This window comes from Pseudomonas sp. MHK4, from assembly GCF_054600775.1.
The window spans coordinates 338,934-357,928 of sequence record NZ_BAAIAK010000001.1 but is presented as its reverse complement, the minus strand read 5'-3'; the positions used below and the strand labels follow the sequence as shown (position 1 = coordinate 357,928).

11 protein-coding genes are annotated in these 18,995 nt (G+C 60.3%); 7 read left to right on the top strand and 4 right to left on the bottom strand.

Annotated features, from left to right (window positions below; all coding sequences use genetic code 11):
• Nucleotides 1-133: 133 nt before the first annotated feature.
• The 4 genes from ACYP2Q_RS01575 (at nt 134) to ACYP2Q_RS01560 (ending at nt 8,339) form a co-directional block, all read left to right on the top strand.
• A complete protein-coding gene (locus ACYP2Q_RS01575; RefSeq protein ID WP_459728834.1) occupies nt 134-934 on the top strand; it encodes an endonuclease/exonuclease/phosphatase family protein in 801 nt (266 codons plus the stop codon).
• Nucleotides 935-1,161: 227 nt separating this feature from the next.
• Nucleotides 1,162-3,873: an autotransporter family protein gene (locus tag ACYP2Q_RS01570; RefSeq protein WP_459728832.1), complete on the top strand. Its 2,712-nt coding sequence runs from the start codon at nt 1,162-1,164 to the stop codon at nt 3,871-3,873.
• A gap of 310 nt (nt 3,874-4,183) precedes the next feature.
• On the top strand, nt 4,184-5,251 hold the full coding sequence (locus tag ACYP2Q_RS01565; protein WP_459728830.1) for an autotransporter domain-containing protein: 1,068 nt from the start codon (nt 4,184-4,186) through the stop codon (nt 5,249-5,251).
• Nucleotides 5,252-5,600: 349 nt separating this feature from the next.
• The gene (locus tag ACYP2Q_RS01560) at nt 5,601-8,339 is read left to right on the top strand and encodes an autotransporter outer membrane beta-barrel domain-containing protein (protein WP_459728828.1); all 2,739 of its coding nucleotides are present in this window, start codon (nt 5,601-5,603) and stop codon (nt 8,337-8,339) included.
• A gap of 111 nt (nt 8,340-8,450) precedes the next feature.
• On the opposite strand, the gene glgB is transcribed toward ACYP2Q_RS01560, so the two are convergent.
• The 3 genes from glgB to ACYP2Q_RS01545 form a co-directional block, all read right to left on the bottom strand.
• Nucleotides 8,451-10,685: a 1,4-alpha-glucan branching protein GlgB gene (glgB, locus tag ACYP2Q_RS01555; RefSeq protein ID WP_459728826.1), complete on the bottom strand. Its 2,235-nt coding sequence runs from the start codon at nt 10,683-10,685 to the stop codon at nt 8,451-8,453.
• Between the two features lie 2 nt (nt 10,686-10,687).
• A complete protein-coding gene (treS, locus tag ACYP2Q_RS01550; protein ID WP_459728824.1) occupies nt 10,688-14,029 on the bottom strand; it encodes a maltose alpha-D-glucosyltransferase in 3,342 nt (1,113 codons plus the stop codon).
• Nucleotides 14,030-14,180: 151 nt separating this feature from the next.
• Nucleotides 14,181-16,178, bottom strand: a complete 1,998-nt coding sequence (locus tag ACYP2Q_RS01545) for an alpha-1,4-glucan--maltose-1-phosphate maltosyltransferase (RefSeq protein ID WP_459728823.1) — start codon at nt 16,176-16,178, stop codon at nt 14,181-14,183.
• Between the two features lie 212 nt (nt 16,179-16,390).
• Between ACYP2Q_RS01545 and ACYP2Q_RS01540 the strand changes: the two genes are divergently transcribed.
• Together ACYP2Q_RS01540 and ACYP2Q_RS01535 are read left to right on the top strand one after the other, a co-directional pair.
• Nucleotides 16,391-16,558 carry a hypothetical protein gene (locus ACYP2Q_RS01540; protein WP_162837839.1) on the top strand — a complete coding sequence of 56 codons (168 nt, stop codon included), beginning with the start codon at nt 16,391-16,393 and terminating at the stop codon, nt 16,556-16,558.
• Nucleotides 16,559-17,134: 576 nt separating this feature from the next.
• Nucleotides 17,135-17,974 (top strand): hypothetical protein, encoded by an 840-nt coding sequence (locus ACYP2Q_RS01535; RefSeq protein WP_459728821.1) that lies wholly within the window; start codon nt 17,135-17,137, stop codon nt 17,972-17,974.
• Nucleotides 17,975-18,094: 120 nt separating this feature from the next.
• Here the strand turns inward: ACYP2Q_RS01535 and ACYP2Q_RS01530 are convergent, their stop codons facing one another.
• Nucleotides 18,095-18,598 (bottom strand): MgtC/SapB family protein, encoded by a 504-nt coding sequence (locus tag ACYP2Q_RS01530; RefSeq protein ID WP_459728819.1) that lies wholly within the window; start codon nt 18,596-18,598, stop codon nt 18,095-18,097.
• A gap of 134 nt (nt 18,599-18,732) precedes the next feature.
• Between ACYP2Q_RS01530 and ACYP2Q_RS01525 the strand changes: the two genes are divergently transcribed.
• Entirely contained in the window at nt 18,733-18,966 is a 234-nt protein-coding gene (locus ACYP2Q_RS01525; RefSeq protein ID WP_046818117.1) for a DUF3203 family protein, read from the top strand.
• Nucleotides 18,967-18,995: the final 29 nt, after the last annotated feature.

Sequence of the window (18,995 nt, the reverse complement as noted above, 5' to 3'; positions counted from 1 at the left end):
GAGCAAGCTCGCTCCTACAGTAGATCGGGTACCGCCGCGAAAACACCGAAATGGATATGTACGCCAAAAGAGCTGAACTGCACGCCCCCCAATCAGTCGCATAGATAAGCAACCCGGATTCAGAGGAGTGAAAGTGAGCAGTAACTCTAATCGGCAGGCAGCAGACTCGGTGCCGTTGGACACCCCCCCGGTCATCCATCGACTGCGCGTGCTGACCGTCAACACCCACAAGGGATTCACCGCGCTCAACCGGCGCTTCATCCTCCCGGAATTGCGCGATGCGGTACGCAGCACATCCGCCGACCTCGTGTTCCTGCAGGAAGTCGTCGGTGAACATGAGCGCCATTCCTCGCGCTACAACAACTGGCCGCAAATGTCGCAATACGAGTTCCTCGCCGACAGCATGTGGAGCGACTTCGCCTATGGACGCAACGCGGTCTACCCCGACGGCCACCACGGCAACGCGCTGCTGTCCAAATACCCGATCCGCGAATACCGCAACCTCGACGTCTCCATTACCGGCCCCGAGCGTCGTGGCCTGTTGCATTGCGTGCTGGACGTGCCGGGCCACGCCGAGGTCCATGCGATCTGCGTGCACCTGAGCCTGCTGGAGAGTCATCGCCAGTTGCAGCTGCAGTTGCTCTGCCAATTGCTCGAATCCTTGCCCGATGAAGCGCCCGTCATCATCGCCGGCGACTTCAACGATTGGCAGTTGCAGGGCAACGCCACCCTCTCGCGCCGCGACTACTTGCACGAAGCCTTCGAACGCCACCATGGTCGTCCGGCAAGAACCTACCCGGCGCGCTTCCCGCTGCTGCGCCTGGACCGGATCTACCTGCGCAACGCCAGCAGCCATGAGCCGAAGATCCTCGGCCACAAGCCCTGGACGCACCTGTCAGATCACCTGCCATTGGCGGTTGAAGTGCATCTGTGATGCCTCTGATTTAATCCCTACCTGTCAATTGTGACAGTAGATGCCTCCAAACACACCTGCTACGGTGCTCCCGTCCGTTCGACCGAGTCGTGCGGACCTGCCCCGTAGCCGTCGTTGCCCGAAGGGTTCTCGCCTTCCCGTGATGTCTCGCAACTCGCGCTGCCGATGCACCTGATGCCTTGCCCTTGCTGCAAGACATCGGTGCCGATTCTCAAGCGGAGACGAGCATGAACCTTTGCAAAGAACTGCCCAACTATCGTTACAGCGTCTGTGCCATCTCCATCTGGCTATGCATGGGCTGGTCATTGCCCGCCCACGCGGCGTGTACCCACACACCCTCCCCCGGCAACGATGTCTTCGTGTGCGACAGTGGCAACAGCGGGCCGCTGACGGACCTGGCGGGAAACAATACCCTGAGCTTTCCCGCCAACGGCACGGGCACGATGACAGGCGTGACATTCGGCGCGGGCAACGACAGCCTGGACATGAATTCCGGTCTCATTAGCGGGATCGTCAATCTGGGTGACGGTAGCGACGCTTTCAACATCAGTGCCGGCCAGGTCACCGGGGCAGTGAACCAGGGCAATGGCGTCGACAACTTTGTCATGAGCGGCGGGACCCTCCAGTCACTTGCCCAAGGTGACAGTCGCGACTTTTTCCAGATGAGCGCAGGCACTATCATTGGCGCCTTCGAGGACGGCGACACCGCCAGGATGACCGGCGGCAGCATCGGCCGGGTCGACATGAAGCTCGATAACAATCTGTTCGATCTGTCTGGCGGGCAGATCCTCGGCAATCTGGTCACCGGGTTTGGTACCGACACCATCATCGTTTCCGGTGGCCGGATTGGCGGCAACATCAGTGTCAGCGGTGGTAACGACAGCATCACGGTGACTGGAGGCGAAATCGTCGGAGAGATTCGTACAAGCGTGGGCAACGACACCCTGACCTGGGATGGCGGCGGGATCATCCGTTCGGCGATCCTGATGGATGAGGGCAATGACCGGGCAACCCTGCGCAATCTCAATGACAACATCCTGGCTCAGGCGCCGATCCTCAATGGCGGCAACGGCAGCGATCTGCTGACCTTCGATAACACCACCTCCAGCGGCGCCGCTCGCCACGCTAACTGGGAAACGGTCAACCTGAGCAATGGCTCGCGATTCGATTTCGACGGCAATTTTGTCCTGGGTGACAGCGTCACCGGCAGCGGCGTGTTCAACATCGACGCCAGCAGTGTCGTGACTTCGACTCAAGGCAGCCTCACCCCTTTCACACCGGGTCAGCGTGCGACGTTGAACAACGCCGGGATCATCGACTTGAGCAGCGGCAATACCCGCACCAGCGACACCTTGACGGTACAGGGCAACTATGCGGGCAACGGCGGCCAGCTATGGGTGCAAAGCGTCCTGGGCGATGACAGCTCCCCCAGTGACAAACTGGTGGTCAATGACGGCACCTTGACCGGCACCACGTCGATTACCGTCAACAACCTGGGTGGCACGGGTGCGGCAACCCTGCAAAACGGCATTCAGGTTGTCCAGGCCCAAGGCACGGCCGTCAGCGACAGTGGCGCCTTTACGCTCAAAGCCCCGTTATCCGCCGGCGCTTTCGATTACCAGCTGTTCAAGGGCGGCGTCACAGCAGGGAGCGAAAACAGCTGGTACCTGCGCTCGTCCGTAGTGGCCCCGCCACTGGTCGCGGTACCCAACCCGGATCCCGTCTTGCCACCGATTCTGGTACCGCCGCTCGTGGTGCCCAACCCGGATCCCGCCTTGCCGCCGATTCTGGTTGCACCGGTCGCGGTGCCCAACCCGGATCCCACCTTGCCACCGATTCTGGTTGCGCCGGCCTCGGTGCCTAACCCGGATCCAGCCTTGCCGCCGATTCCGGTACCAGCGGACGCGGCACCGCTCGCAACGCCGGTAGCAGCCGTCGGCTCGCCGCCATTGCCGGTCCCTGAAGCCGGTGCTGCACCCATTCCCCTATACCGCCAGGAAGTACCGGTCTGGTCAGCGTTGCCACCGGCAGCCGCGCAACTGGCCCTGGCGTCGCTCGGCACCTTCCATGATCGTCAGGGTGATCAACGCCTGCTCAACGAAACCGGCGCCTTTGGTGCGGGTTGGGGCCGGGTCTACGGGAAGAACTTCGACCAGACCTGGGCCGGCACCGTCACGCCACGGCTCGACGGCTCGCTGAACGGGTTCCAGGTGGGCAACGATCTGTTCGCCTCGCAATCCTCCGCCGGGCAAATCCAGCGCACTGGTTTTTTCGTCGGTCATAGTCGCTTGAAGGGTGATGTCGACGGTTTCAACCAGGGTTTCCAGGACAAGCGTGCCGGCAAGGTCGAGCTGCAGGGCGATAGCCTCGGGCTCTACTGGACCCTGACCGACCCCACGGGCTGGTATGTCGATACCGTAGCCATGTACACCTGGCTGAACGGCGACAGCCACTCCGACCGTGGCTTGAAAATCGACAACGATGGCCACGCAATGACCCTCTCTGTCGAAGCCGGCTACCCTGTTGCAGTGGCAGACAACTGGGTGGTCGAACCCCAGGCGCAGGTCATCAATCAGAAGGTTGAGCTGAAGAGTCAGGATGACGGAATTTCCAGGGTCTCGTTCCATTCCGACTCGGCCTGGACCGGCCGCCTCGGCGCCCGGCTCAAGGGGCGCTACGACGTCGCCGGCTTGCCGCTGGAACCGTATCTGCGCGTCAACCTGTGGCACACAGTATCGGGAACCGACACGGTGACCTTCGACGACAGCACCGAGATCAACACCGAACAACGCGCCTCATCGGCCGATCTGGGCATCGGTGCCATCCTCACACTCGCGCCTGCTGTCAGTGTGTATGCCAATGCCGATTACAGCAGCAATATCGACAGCAACCCGTTGCGTGGAATGAGCGGTAACCTGGGAATCAGGCTGAGCTGGTAAGCCTGGGCAAAGGCTCTAGCTCGCGAGTTTTTTGACGTTTTAACCAATAAACAAGAACTTATGTATGCGTCGTAAATCAGTCACTTATATGATCTGAAATACCCATACCATTTATCGGCCATTTTCTTGACGCAATGCCCGAGGTCCTCTTGACTTCACGGTACTACCCCGGAATTACCATCAGGACCAACCGCCGCCGCCCGTGAAAACGAGCTGGGCACGGCTTGCCCTAATTCCTTCGGTCGCCCCTCACTCGGGGTAGGAGAGACGCCAAAGCGAGATACCGCATGCGATTGCAAGGTAGACCTCCATGAAGACTTCATTCACCCCACAAGAGATCCGTGTCAGTATTTGCACCGTTTCCAGTACCCTGCTGTTGTGTTCCTCCATGGAAGTGCAGGCCTCCCCCGCCGAGGAAGAAACGACCCCCTGGTACCGCCAGGACATCCCCGTGCTCACCTTGCCCGCACCCGCCAGCACCTATCCCGGCCATTTCAGCCCGATTGCCGATACCCGAAGTTCCAGCCTGACCGTCGAAGACGCCGCGCCCGGGGCCTGGGATCAACTCTATGGCAAGGCCTCGCGCCAGGCACAAACCGACGCCCTGGCCCAGGGTTTTTCCATCCCCGGCTCTGGCGAACACAAAAGCCCGGCGCTGGTGACCCTGCAAAGCATTAATGGCCATACCCAGCGGGTCGGCCTGATAGGCGGAACCGCCGAGTTCCACGGCAACGGCAACGGCTTGATGACCAATCGCGCGCAATCGGACCCGCGCAACGACACCCTCAACCTGCAAGGGCAGAGCCTCGGCGCCTACTATAGCCTGACCGGCCCACAAGGCTGGCACGTCGATCTGTCGGCCAGCGGTGGCCGGGTCAACGGTTACAGCCGCAATGAACAAGGCGCCCGACAAATCACTGAAGGCAGCGCGGTGACGCTCTCGGTCGAAGGCGGATTCCCGATTGGCATCAGTGAAAACTGGGTGGTCGAACCCCAGGCGCAATTGATCAATCAGCGCATCACCCTGGATACGCCCTATGCCGGTTCCGGCAATGACTCCTCCAGCGACTTCACCTCGTGGAGTGGCCGGGTCGGTGCCAAGTTGAAAGGCAGCTACGACATCAACGGCCTGCCCGTCGAACCCTATGTACGCACCAACTTGTGGCACACGGTGTACACCGGCAATACCGTGACCCTCGACCAGGTCGACAAGATCAGCAGCAGTCGCAACTCCTCGACGGTCGAACTGGGCTTGGGATTGGTCGCCAGAATGACACCGACCGTGAGCCTGTACGTCAGCGCCGACTACAGCAGTGATGTGGATGACAATGATTTGAACGGGCTGATTGGCAGCCTCGGGGTACGGATGCGCTGGTGAGTGACCTCGAACACTTGTGACAGCCAGTTTGCCGGCCCATGCAACGCTGCGGTGTATCCGACACACCGCAGCGCCGGCCGGCGCCCATAGCGCGGGAATCGGAGCGAAGCCAGCCCAATTGCCCCCTACCTGTTATTTCTGACAGTAGCGCCTCAACCAACCTGTTGATACCGTGGCAAAACACTGCGCGTTGTGATGCGCAGTCGATAAAGCCATGCCGAACGGTTGCATTTGTGCCCGATGTTTTCGCGCAGGAAACCTGCAGTCCCTGATCCGTATCGCTCTTGACGTTGACATGGTCTGCCCCGCCGTTGCGGGGCCAGCGCGTTTCATCTTGCGAGGATGGATCATGAGCATTCCGTTTTCAGCCCTCAAGCACCTGGGCACCGGTGCCCTGTCAGTATTGACCCTGTTCTTCTGGCCTCTGACCTCTCACGCTGACTGCACCCTCGTGCCCACCGCCGCAGATGACAGTTTCACCTGCAGCAGCGGCAGCAGCCCAGGGCTCACTGACACGAGCGGCAATAACAGCCTGACTTTCCCCGAGGCCGGCACCGGCAGCATCGATGGCCCTGTCACCTTCGGCGCTGGCCATGACCTGCTGACAATGAACTCGGGCACCATCGTCGGCCCGGTGGACATGGGCGCTGGCGCAAACATCCTGCAACTCTTCAATGGGGCCATTGAAGGTCCGGTCCACCAGGGCGACGGCGCCGACATCGCACAGGTCAGCGCCGGCACTGCAACTGCGTTAACCCAAGGCGCAGGCAACGACCGATTCGCTATCAGTGGCGGCACCCTCACGTCCCTGGACCAAGGGTCAGGCACTGATAACTTCACCATGAGCAGCGGCGCCATCACCGGACTCTTTGAAAACGGCGAGCATGCACTCATCAGTGGAGGACTGATCGGCCGGGTCGCGATGAATCAGGACAAAAACTCCTTCGAAATGCTGGGCGGGCGGATCCTCGGTGATCTGGATGCCGGCACCGACGACAACACCATCGTGATAAAGGGCGGCACTGTCGGCGGTAATATCATGGTCAGTGGCGGCGCAAACTTCATCACTGTCAGCGGCGGCGAGATCCATGGCCAGGTCCGCGCAGGCAGTGGCAACGACCTGTTCACCTGGGACACCGGCGGGCTCATTCACTCGGCCATCCTGATGGGCAGCGGTGACGATCAGGCGCTGTTGCTCAATCACACGCAAACCAGCCTGGCGTCGACACCCGTTATCGATGGCGGCCCGGGCAACGACACCCTGACATTCGATAACAGCCAATCCGCCAGCCCGGCACGTTATCCCCATTGGGAAACCGTGAACATGGACAACGGTTCGCGATTTGACCTGGATGGCAATTTCGTCCTCGGTGACAGCGTATCCACCACCGGCACGTTCAACATTCACGGCGGTACCACGCTGCAGGTTGAACAGGGCAGCATCGCCCCCTATGACCCCGGGCAGCTCGCCACTTTGAACAACAAAGGGCTCATCGACATGACCAGCGGCAATGCCAGTGCAGGCAATCGACTCACCGTCATGGGCAACTACATTGGCGACAATGGCGCGCTGCGGCTGCAGAGCGTGTTGGCGGGTGACAACGCTGCCAGCGACAAACTGGTGGTTGAACGCGGCACGATGCAAGGTTCCACCACACTGCACATCACCAATCTCGCCGGCCCCGGCGACCTGACCCGGCAAAACGGCATCCTGGTGGTGGAAGCACTCCAGGGTGCCACGGGCAGCGACCGGGCATTCAGTTATCCCGGCCCCATTTCCGCAGGTGCCTTTGAGTACTACTTGTACAAGGGTGGGGTTACCCCGGGCACTGCCGAGAACTGGTACTTGCGCTCCGCCGTGGTGGCCCCTCCTCTGCCAGGGCCGGAAGATCCACCCGTGCCCCTGCCGGGCCCGGAAGATCCATCCGTACCCCTTCCAGGGCCGGAAGATCCACCCGTGCCCCTGCCGGGGCCGGAAGATCCATCCGTACCCCTTCCAGGGCCGGAAGATCCACCCGTGCCCCTGCCGGGCCCGGAAGATCCACCCGTGCCTCTTCCAGGGATTATCAAAGATCCCGACGAAGAAACTCGACCGGAGTTGCCGGACCCCGAACCAGGCAAACCGCCGATCCCGACCTATCGACCTGAAGTCCCGGTGTATTCGGCGTTGTTACCTGCCGTCAACCAAATGGTCCTCAACGCACTCGGTACCTTCCATGAACGCCAGGGTGATCAGAGCCAACAGCATCAGGCTGGCGCCTTCCCGGCAGGGTGGGGGCGGATTTATGCCGGTAACAGCCGCCAGGGCTTTGCCGGCACGGTCAGCCCGCGCCTGGACGGCTCGATGTCGGGCTACCAGGTCGGAAGTGACCTGTATGAATGGACCCGCGAAGATGGACAGACGCAAAAGCTCGGCGTCTTCGTCGGTCATAGCCAATCGCAAGGCGATGTCGACGGATTCAATCGGGGATTGGAACACCGCGACGCCGGTAAAAGCACCCTGCGTGGCGATAGCGTGGGCCTGTACTGGACGCTTATCGCCCCCTACGGCGGGTACATCGACAGTGTGCTGATGTGGACCGGCGTAAATATCAACAGCGAATCCAGCCGGGGAATCAAGCTCAACACCCGTGGGCATGCCGTTGCGCTGTCGCTGGAAGCCGGCTATCCGCTACAGGTTTCCCGGGACTGGATCCTGGAGCCACAGGTGCAATTGATCCACCAGCAACGTTCCCTGGATAGCCAAAACGACGGTATCTCCGACGTTGCCTTCGATGCCGACAATAGCCTGACCGCCCGTTTCGGTGCTCGATTGCGCGGCACCTATCAGGTTGCCCACAGACCCCTGTTGCCCTACGTGCGCACCAATGTCTGGCATACCTTCTCCGGCACCGACCGGGTGACCTTCAATGACACCACGGCGATCGACACCCGGCAGAAATCCACGACACTGGACATGAGTGTGGGCATGACCCTGCAGGTGTCGGACGGCCTGAGCCTATATGGCGAAGCAGGCTACGACACCGGGCTCGACAGCAATGAGTTGAATGGCCGCACCGCGACAGTTGGGCTGCGGCTGGATTTTTGATGGACAAGGGCGAGCAGGTTCGCCTCCACAGTGGATTGATGTCGTGATCAGTTCACTGTGGAGGCCGGCCAGCTATGCCGGGCTGTCTGACGATTGCGGATGCTTGGCGACTTACCCCTGCGGACGTAACATCAACACCGCCAACGGCGGCAAATTCAACACCAGCGACAACGCCTGCCCATGGCTCGGCGTTACCTCGGCCGTTGCCCCGCCACTGTTGCCATAGTTGGACCCGGCATAGATCTGCGAGTCGCTGTTGAACACCTCGCTCCACTGACCGGCAAACGGCACGCCAACGCGATAAGCCTCGCGCGGCACCGGCGTGAAGTTGGCCACCACCAGGATCGGCTGGCCATCCTTGCTCCAGCGCATCCAGGCATAGACACTGTTGATCGCGTCATCGCCGATCAACCACTGGAAGCCCTGCGGCACGTCGTCCTGCTCGTGCAGCGCCGGCTCTTCGCGATACAGGCGATTGAGGTCGCTCACCAACTTCTGTACGCCTTTGTGTTCGGAGTACTGCAGCAGATACCAATCAAGCTGCTGGTCGTGGTTCCACTCGCGCCATTGACCGAACTCGCAGCCCATGAACAACAGTTTCTTGCCCGGATGGGTCCACATGAAACTCAGGTAGGCCCGCAGGTTGGCGAATTTCTGCCAGCGGTCGCCGGGCATCTTGTCGATCAACGAGTGCTTGCCGTGCACCACTTCATCGTGGGAGATCGGCAGGATGAAACGCTCCGACCAGGCGTACACCAGGCCAAAGCTCAGTTCATTGTGGTGATGGGCGCGGTACACCGGATCTTGCTGAATGTAATGCAGCGAATCGTGCATCCAGCCCATGTTCCATTTATAGGCGAAGCCCAGGCCGCCCTGTTGCGTGCCCTGGCTGACGCCAGGCCAGGCCGTGGACTCTTCGGCGATCACCAGCGCGCCGGGGGCTTCCAATGCCACAACGTCGTTGAGGTGACGCAGGAAGTCGATGGCTTCCAGGTTCTCCCGGCCGCCATGGCGGTTGGGTACCCACTCGCCGGCCTTGCGCGAATAATCGCGGTACAGCATTGACGCCACCGCATCGACCCGCAGGCCATCGACGTGGAAATGCTTGAGCCAGTGCAACGCCGACGCCAGCATGTAGCCGTGCACTTCGGTGCGGCCGAGGTTGTAGATCAGCGTGTCCCAATCCTGGTGAAAACCTTCCTGGGGGTTGCCGTACTCGTACAGCGCGGTGCCGTCGAACTGAGCCAGGCCGTGGGTGTCAGTGGGAAAATGCGCCGGCACCCAGTCGAGGATCACGCCGATGCCGGCCAAGTGGCAGTCGTTGACGAAGGCGGCGAACTCGTCGCCCGTGCCATAGCGGGCGCTGGTGGCGAATTGCGAAAGCAGTTGATAGCCCCAGGAGCCGCCGAACGGGTGCTCCATGATCGGCATCAGCTCGATGTGGGTGAACCCCAGGTCCTTCACATACGGAATCAGCCGCTCGCCCAGCTCCGGCCAGGTGTACTGGCGGGCCACTTCGCCCAGGTCGTCCAGCTCGCATTGCCAGGACCCGGCGTGCAGTTCGTAGATCGACAGCGGCGCCGTCGGGCGCTGGCGCTCGCCGCGAGACTGCATCCACTCCTGATCCTGCCAGTCGATCCGCAGCGGCGGCGCGACTTTCGAGGCGGTGTCCGGCGGCAGGCTGGTGGCCAGCGCCATTGGGTCGGCCTTGAGGGGCAGGATGCCGTCCTTGCCAAGGATTTCGTACTTGTAGGCCTCCCCCGCTTGCAGGCGCGGGATGAACAGCTCCCAGACACCGGTCGGGTGGCGCAGGCGCATCGGGTGACGACGACCGTCCCAGACGTTGAAATCGCCCACCACCGACACCCTCCTGGCGTTCGGTGCCCACACGGCAAAGCGCACGCCATCGACCCCGTCCACGGTCTTCAACTGCGCGCCCAAGGCACTGCTCAGATCGCGGTGGTTGCCTTCGGCGAACAGGTACAAATCCATTTCGCCAAGCAGCGGGCCAAAACTGTAGGGATCTTCGGCAATCTGCTCGCCACCGGCCCAGCGGGTTCGCAACAGATACGGCTGTGCCCGTTGGAAATGCCCGACGAACAGCCCGGGGGTCTGGGTTGCTTCAAGGTTACCCAGTTCGTCCCCGGACTCCTTGCCCACTACCTGCACGCTCAAGGCGCCCGGTAGATAGGCCCGGATGAATTGTCCGCCGGCGCCATCGCCGTGGGGGCCGAGAATGGCAAAGGGATCGCGATGCTCGGCACGTACCAGCGCATCGATATCCCGCGCCCTGGGTAGCAGCGCTTCACTGTGATGATGACCCTGTTCCTTGTTCGAGAAACTCATGACTACTCTCCACCAAGATCGGAAAAGGGTTTAAGCCCACTCAATAATCCATATAAACCGTGCAACGGCACGGGTAGCCAGCCGGGGCGATTTTCCGCCTCGTAGGCCACTTCATAAGCTGCCTTCTCCAGACCGAACAATGCCAAAGCGGCATCTTCGCCTTCAGGATCTTGCCACGCATGGCCTAGCGTAGCTGCCGCCAGCCGATAAGCGTGGATAAATGCCTGTTTTGCCTCACTCAAATAACGATCGCCGACCCGCTGGCGAGCCGCCTGGGCCTGGTCGGTGTTATCAACGTTGTGCACGTTGATGGTCATGGCCGCCGCGTAGTCGAAGGAGCGCAGCACGCCGCTGACATCCTTGTACGGGCTGTGCTTGCCCCGTCGTTCCGGCAGTGGTCGCGCCGGTTCGCCTTCGAAGTCGATCAGGTACGCATCGCCCTTGATCACCAGCACCTGGCCCAGGTGCAAGTCGCCATGCACGCGGATCCGCAGGCCTCCGGCGGTCTTTTTCGCCAGGTTCTGGACATGCTCGAGGATGGCCTTTTTATTGTCCAGTAAACGGCTGACCAGGGTTTTGTCCGCCGGGTTCAGTTCATTTTGATGCTGCTTGAGCAACTTCAACGCATGCTCGATTTGCGCCGTGACATCCTTGCCCGTGGCCAGCGCATCCTTCGGCGTGGTGAGGTAAGGGGCAAAGTCAGGGTTGTCGCTCGGCGACGCCAGCACCTGATGCATTTCACCCAGGCGCTGGCCGAGCATCGCAGCGAAATCCTTCAGTTCGCCCAGCGCGTTGTAGTGCTGCTCCTGCTCGGACATGGCGTCGGCCAGTTCGTCGCGCAACGCCCGCTCCAGGTTGTTCTGGGTCCACTCCCAGGCATCGCCCTGGTTGCTCAGGTAGCCCTGGGCGATCATCAGCAGGTTGTCCTCGCCCGCCGCATCCCGACGCACCACGGACCCCAGCAGCGGCGAGATATTGGCGAAGCCGGCAGCGGTCAGGTACGCACTCATTTCCAGTTCCGGGTGCACGCCGGATGCGACCTTGCGGATCAGCTTCAGCACCAGGCTGTTGCCGACCACCACCGAACTGTTGGATTGCTCGGCGGACAGGTAACGCACATCCGACTCCGCCGTCAGGCCCAGTTTGGCAAGCTCCGTGGTGGGTTCGAAACGGATCTCGCCGCCGTCCGACGGCAACACCCTGTTGTCGTGCATGCCCTGCAACACCGTGCGGATAAAGTTTTCCAGGCTGAAGGCATCCGTGATCAAGCCGACCTGCGGGCCTCGGCGCACCCGCGACAGCGCCAGTTGCTGGGGCAATGCGGCGCCCACCTGGTCTTCGGTAATGAAGCCGAACGGCAGTTGATAGCGGCTGGTCACGCCTGCGCTGGTGACTTCGATCTCACTCAACAACACCGGATGCTGGGCATCGCCGAAACGCACGCCGTAGGCCAGATGGACCTGTTCGATGGCCGCGTCCTTGCCGGCGAACCAGCGGCGGTTCTGCAGCCAGTTCGGCAAAATACCCTGCTCCAGGGTGGCGCGCGATGGCGCTTCGAGCAGTTCTTCCATGCGTTTTTTCAGCACCAGGGTGGTGAAATCCGGCAGGCTTTGCGCCGGTTCCACGTGCCAGCTCGGCATCTGGTTTTCCGCGGCGAGGCCGAACCAGTAGAAACCGTAGGGTGCCAGGGTCAGCAGGAAACTCAACTGGCCAATGGGTGGGAACGCGTTACCGCCGAGCATCTCCACCGGCACCATGCCGACGTACGCCGACAGGTCCAGCTCCACCGCTTGCGCGCTGCGCGACACGTTGGCCACGCACAGGATGATTTCGTGCTTGCCATCCGGCCCGGTGTATTCGCGGGTATAGGCCAGCACCCGGCGATTGGACGGCGAGAGCATTTTCAAGGTGCCGCGCCCGAACGCCTTGGATTGCTTGCGCACCGTCAACATGCGCCGGGTCCAGTTCAACAGCGAATGGGGATCGCCGGCCTGGGTTTCGACATTCACCGACAGGTAGCCGTATTGCGGGTCCATGATAGGCGGCAGTACCAGGCTGGCCGGGTCGGCGCGGGAGAACCCACCGTTGCGGTCGATCGACCACTGCATCGGCGTGCGCACGCCGTCGCGATCGCCGAGGTAGATGTTATCGCCCATGCCGATCTCGTCGCCGTAGTACAAGGTCGGGGTGCCGGGCATCGACAGCAACAGGCTGTTGAGCAGCTCCACGCGCCGGCGATCACGTTCCATCAGCGGCGCCAGGCGCCGACGAATCCCCAGGTTGATCCGCGCCCGACGGTCGGCCGCGTAGTAATTCCACAGGTAGTCACGTTCCTTGTCGGTGACCATCTCCAGGGTGAGTTCATCGTGGTTGCGCAGGAAAATCGCCCATTGGCAATTGGCCGGGATCTCCGGTGTCTGGCGCAGGATATCGGTGATCGGAAAGCGGTCTTCCTGGGCCAGGGCCATGTACATGCGCGGCATCAGCGGGAAGTGGAACGCCATGTGGCATTCGTCGCCGTTCAGGCCGGATTTATCGGTGTCGCCGAAATACAGCTGGGTGTCTTCCGGCCATTGGTTGGCCTCGGCCAGCAGCATGCGGTCCGGGTAATTCGCGTCGATTTCGGCGCGGATCTGCTTGAGCACGTCGTGGGTTTCGGGCAGGTTCTCGTTGTTGGTGCCATCGCGCTCGATCAGGTACGGGATCGCGTCCAGGCGCAGGCCATCGATGCCCATGTCGAGCCAGTAGCGCATTACCGACAACACGGCTTTCATGACCTGTGGGTTGTCGAAATTCAGATCCGGCTGGTGCGAGTAGAAGCGGTGCCAGAAGTATTGGCCGGCCACCGGGTCCCAGGTCCAGTTGGATTTCTCGGTGTCGAGAAAGATGATTCGAGTGCCGTCGTATTTCTGATCGTCATCGGACCACACGTAGAAGTCCCGCGCAGCCGAACCTTTTTTTGCCTTGCGGGCGCGCTGGAACCACGCATGCTGATCAGAAGTGTGGTTGATGACCAGCTCGGTGATCACCCGCAGACCACGCTTGTGCGCCTCGGCAATAAAACGCCTGGCGTCGGCCATGGTGCCGTAGTCACTGTGCACGCCGCGGTATTCGGCGATGTCATAACCATCGTCGCGGCGTGGCGAGGGGTAGAACGGCAGTAGCCAGATGGTATTGACGCCGAGGTCGGCAATGTAGTCGAGTTTGGCGATCAGACCGGGAAAATCGCCGATTCCGTCGTTATTGGAATCGAAATAGGATTTGACGTGGACTTGATAGATGACCGCGTCCTTGTACCAGAGCGGGTCCTTGATGAAAGTGGCTGCCTTGGGTTTCTTCGCCATTTGAAACTCCTGTTGAAATTCTTGCATATCTTTCAAATGCGCCGATCCCTTGTAGGAGCTGTCGCAGGCTGCGATCTTTTGATTTCTTTTCAGAAGCAAGATCAAAAGATCGCAGCCTTCGGCAGCGCCTACAGGGGTTACCGTTTGACGCTTAAGGCGCGGTGATCCGCCAGATCCCGAACGGCTGAAACGCCGGGTCCAGGCGCATGAACTGGTACTTGCCGTGCCAGGTCCAGCGATGGCCGCTCATCAAGTCTTCGCCCTGGGTGCTGGCATCGTCCGGCAAGCCCATTTCCCACAGCGGCAACTCGAAATTCGCCTCTTGCGGGTTATATGGGTCGAGGTTGACCGCCACCAGAATGAAATTGCTGCCATCGGCGCTGCGCTTGCCGAAGTACAGGATGTTGTCATTCCAGGCGTTATAGACCTTCAGGCCCAAATGGGTATGCAGCGCCGGATTCTGTCGGCGGATGCGGTTGAGCTGGGCGATCTCGGCAATGATGTTGCCGGGGGCGTTGAAGTCCCTGGGGCGGATCTCGTACTTCTCGGAATCGAGGTATTCCTCCTTGCCCGGCACCGGCGCCGACTCGCACAGCTCGAACCCCGAATACATGCCCCACAGCCCCGAGCCCATGGTCGCCAGCGCCGCACGTATCAGAAACCCGGGGCGCCCGGATTCGTGCAGGAAAGCCGGGTTGATGTCCGGGGTATTGACGAAAAAGTTCGGCCGATAGCACTCGCGCCACGGCGACTCATTGAGCTCGGTGAAATAGGTCGCCAACTCCGCCTTGGTGTTACGCCAGGTGAAGTAGGTGTAGCTCTGGGAATAACCGACCTTGCCAAGCCGCGCCATCATCGCCGGGGTGGTAAAGGCCTCGGCAAGGAAAATCACCTCCGGGTACAGCGCGCGAACGTCGGCGATCAGCCATTGCCAGAATGGCAGCGGCTTGGTGTGGGGGTTGTCGACGCGAAAGATTTTCACGCCCTCCTGCACCCAACCTACAACAATGTCGCGCAGTTCGATCCACAGGCTGGGGATCGCCTCGACGGCATAGAAGTCGACGTTGACGATGTCCTGGTATTTTTTCGGCGGGTTCTCGGCGTATTTGATCGTGCCGTCGGGCCGCCAGTTGAACCAGCCCGGGTGCTGCTTGAGCCATGGATGGTCCTGGGAGCACTGGATGGCGAAATCGAGGGCGATCTCCAGCCCGTGATCCGCGGCTGCCGCCACCAGTCGCCGGAAGTCTTCGCGACTGCCCAGCTGCGAATGAATTGCCTCGTGCCCGCCCTCTTCACTGCCGATGGCATAGGGGCTGCCCGGATCATCGGGGCCAGCCGTCAATGAGTTGTTGGGACCCTTGCGATAACTGCGGCCGATCGGGTGGATCGGCGGGAAATACAACACGTCGAAGCCCATGTCCTGGATCATCGGCAGCCGTGCATGCACGTCGTTGAAGGTGCCGTGGCGCTTGGGATCGTCGGTGATCGAGCGCGGGAACAGTTCGTACCAACTGGCGAATTGCGCCAGCTGTCGCTCGACGTCCACCGGGTATTCCGGGCTGAGGCTCAGGTAGGCACGATGATCGGCCTGGGCCATCAACTGCGCGCTACGCTGGTGCAGGAACAGCGCCACCTGCTCGGTTTCGAGCAGGCCCGACAGTTCGTGGTGCAAGGCCGCAAGGTCTTCGCTGAGCTGCCCTTCGGCGCGTTCGGCCGCTTGCTGGACGTGCAGGCGACCTTCCTGCAGCTCAAGGCTGACCGGAACGGCGGCGGCGTGCTTTTTTTCAAGCTCGTAGCGAAAACTGGCGAACTGATCGATCCAGGCTTCGATGCAAAACACATAGCGGCCCTGGCTCTCGACCCGGAACCCGCCTTGCCAACCGTTGTTGCCCAGCTCGGCCATCACCTCGCTTTGCCAGACTTCGTCGCCCTCGGCCCGCCACCGCACTCGCACGGCCAGCTTGTCATGACCGTCGGCGAACACCTTGCTGGTGACCACCACGTCCTGGCCGACCACGGCCTTGACCGCAAACTGACCAGCTTCGAGGGTCGGCAGGGTATTTTCTATCACGATTCGCGGCAGCAACAGTGCCTGTGAAAGCGGCATGTGCGGGTTGTAGCTCAGTTCAGTCGGTTTTTCAGCAGTCATCGAGCATCACTCCTTTACGCCCCATGGACGCTCTTGTGTCTGGTGTCTGGTTTTCATCCCGCCGGGCAATTCGCCCTGGAATGAACTCACTTAGGTTCCGAACGCCGGCCGCCGGGAAAAGTTCAGCGGCATCTGCCGGGAATCAAATCCTGCAGGCAGTGGTCAACCAACTTAAGCACGACTCACGCCATGTGCCACTGGAGACATTAACGATGAACAACCCATTCCCGGCCGAAACCCCCGATCCGAACATCGATAACCCGGTGATTCCACCCAGCGATCCGCAACCGGTGCCCGAGCAGGAACCGCCGGGCAGCAACCCGCCACCCAGGGAAGAACCACCGACAACGATGCCACCGGTGATTGTGACTCCTGAATGAAGACAGTTGATCGTTCCCCCGGCCGTGTCGGGGGGAACGATTGCAGGACGAAACCGAAGGACGATTCCTACGGGTGCGTAATACCGGTCCTGAAATGAATTTTTTCTGCCGGTCCGGCGGTTCGCCTGCGCTTATCCAGCGACATACTGACTACGCCACCCACCTTGAGTACGGCCAGCCATGAACACGATCTTTTTTAACGTCGGCAGATTCACAGAACGAGCAAGCACTCAGGAGAACGCGCTTATCCGTAAACCCCTGGCAGACGGCTGGCCTCACTTTGAAAATCTTCAACTACGAATTTCTTTACTTTCATACCGAACGGAGTCGTCCAGTGGACGCTAGAAGCTCGATACTCACGGAACTGGACCATCATCTACTCCTTTCTGACTTCGACTATAGCCAGCATGAGTTCCCCGTCAGCGACATACACCCTGAGGGAGCCCGGTCCGGCGTAGGCGCATTTGAATCAGAGACTCTCAAAGAACCTGTCACAAATGACAGTATCGCTTAAGAAGAAAAGCAACCACTATCGGAGGGGCAAAATCAACGCCAATTTTTCTACGAGCGTTCAAGATGAAAAAAACAACAGCAGTGCTCTTTTTATCAGCATCGATCCTGAACGTTAATGCGGCTGAGCAGATTCCAGTCGTCAACGCACGAGACATCGCCAACCAGTTGAACAGCCGCTACTTGGACACGTCAGAGCAGTGCACAGACGGTAAGGCCGCCTATTATTGCAACGGAGTCCTTGTTCGGGTGGCCGATACCCTCACAACTTCGGAAGGTGAAATTGATCGCAATGCCGCTTCATTCACCTATCTTCGAGCCGACACTGGCATTAGAAGCTTGTTTTCCAACGGTGCAGGCATTGTTTTAGGCACACTCCCTACCGTCAGCCCCGCCCCCATAAGATTACGTTGCTCATTTCCCACAAATGCGGCCACCGACTTGCGTCCGGACGGGTGCGGTGAAACCACTCGAGAGCTCCCAGGTTATGAGCTCGAATGGAGTCGACATTGTGAAGAACAAGGTATAGAAAACGGTCAAGACTGGCTTTTGCATTTCAATAAAGTAAAGCCTGCATACTTCTATATGTGTGCTTTCCGAGAGTCGGCGAAGCAGTTTGCACTGAGCATTGAAGTTCGCAGTTTAATGCCCAGCAACTATCGTAACGACTGGAATGAAGTTATTACTACGGCCTGGTCTGTTGAAGACATCAAGAGCGTTCCTTTTCAAGCCATTTTCTATAACCAGGCCAACCTCGCAGGCAAAGAGCGTGCAAAAAAACTTCAAATGGAGCTCTACAGCATCATCCAAACCATTCGCCCCATTGTCCGCATTAATCTATTGGCCGAAGATCAGCACATCTTCTCCTACCATGAAGAAGATCAAACTTATATTCCGATTCGATAGAAACCGCCCTTTGCAGGAGCGAGCTTGCTCCGGGCGGCGTTCCGATGATGGTCGTGAACGATGACGTTGATAGCCTGGCACCCCGAGGCGATTTAGAGATTTTCGCGAGCAAGCTCGCTCCTACAGGGGTTCTTTGTCCTTATCGATCAGCTTCACGATCCTGGGCATCACGCCAAGTATCACCAACGCCAACAACGTACTGAACACCGCCGTCGCCTCCCGCCCCAACCCGGCGGACACGCCAATGGCAGCGGTCATCCACAGGCCGGCGGCGGTGGTCAGGCCCTTGACGTGGCCTTCGTCGCCTTCCTGGTTTTTCAGGATGGTGCCGGCGCCGAGGAAGCCGATACCGGCGATAACGCCCTGCACCACCCGGCTCATGGCGTCGGCCTGGGAGCCGGACATCTGTGGCACCAGTACGAACAACGCCGCGCCCAGCGCCACCAGCATGTGGGTACGCACCCCGGCGGCCTTCCCCTTGTGCTCGCGCTCGAACCCGAGAATGCCACCCAGTACCGCGGCCATCAGCAGGCGCACGGTGATCCGGGTTAATTGCGAGGCATCGCCGATATCGGCGAACTCCGCTTGCAGGGTCATCCAGACTTCATGCCACCAGGCGTTCATGGCCATTTCCTTGTAGAGAGCCTTGTGAAGAGTTATGGAGCATGGACCGCATCAACCATTAATCAGTTGCACAGAACGATGCCGGGCGGCGATAGCCTAATGCTGCATCAGTCGTAAAAAACAAGGATCACGTCATGACCGTACGCATCGAGAACGAGACCTGCTTCTTTACCACCGAAAACGGCGAGGAAATTCGCCTGTGCCCCGATGTGACCATCGTCACCGATGGGGCCAAAGCCATGTCGGCGGTCGACCTCAACGGCCAGCGCATCTACATCACCGAAGCAGAAGCCGACGCTTTGACCGTAGCAGGTGCGGTGGACGGTCGCCGGCATTTGAAGGCCACCGACAGTGATTCGGTGATTTGACTGACCGGGATCAACAAGGCCTGCAAACG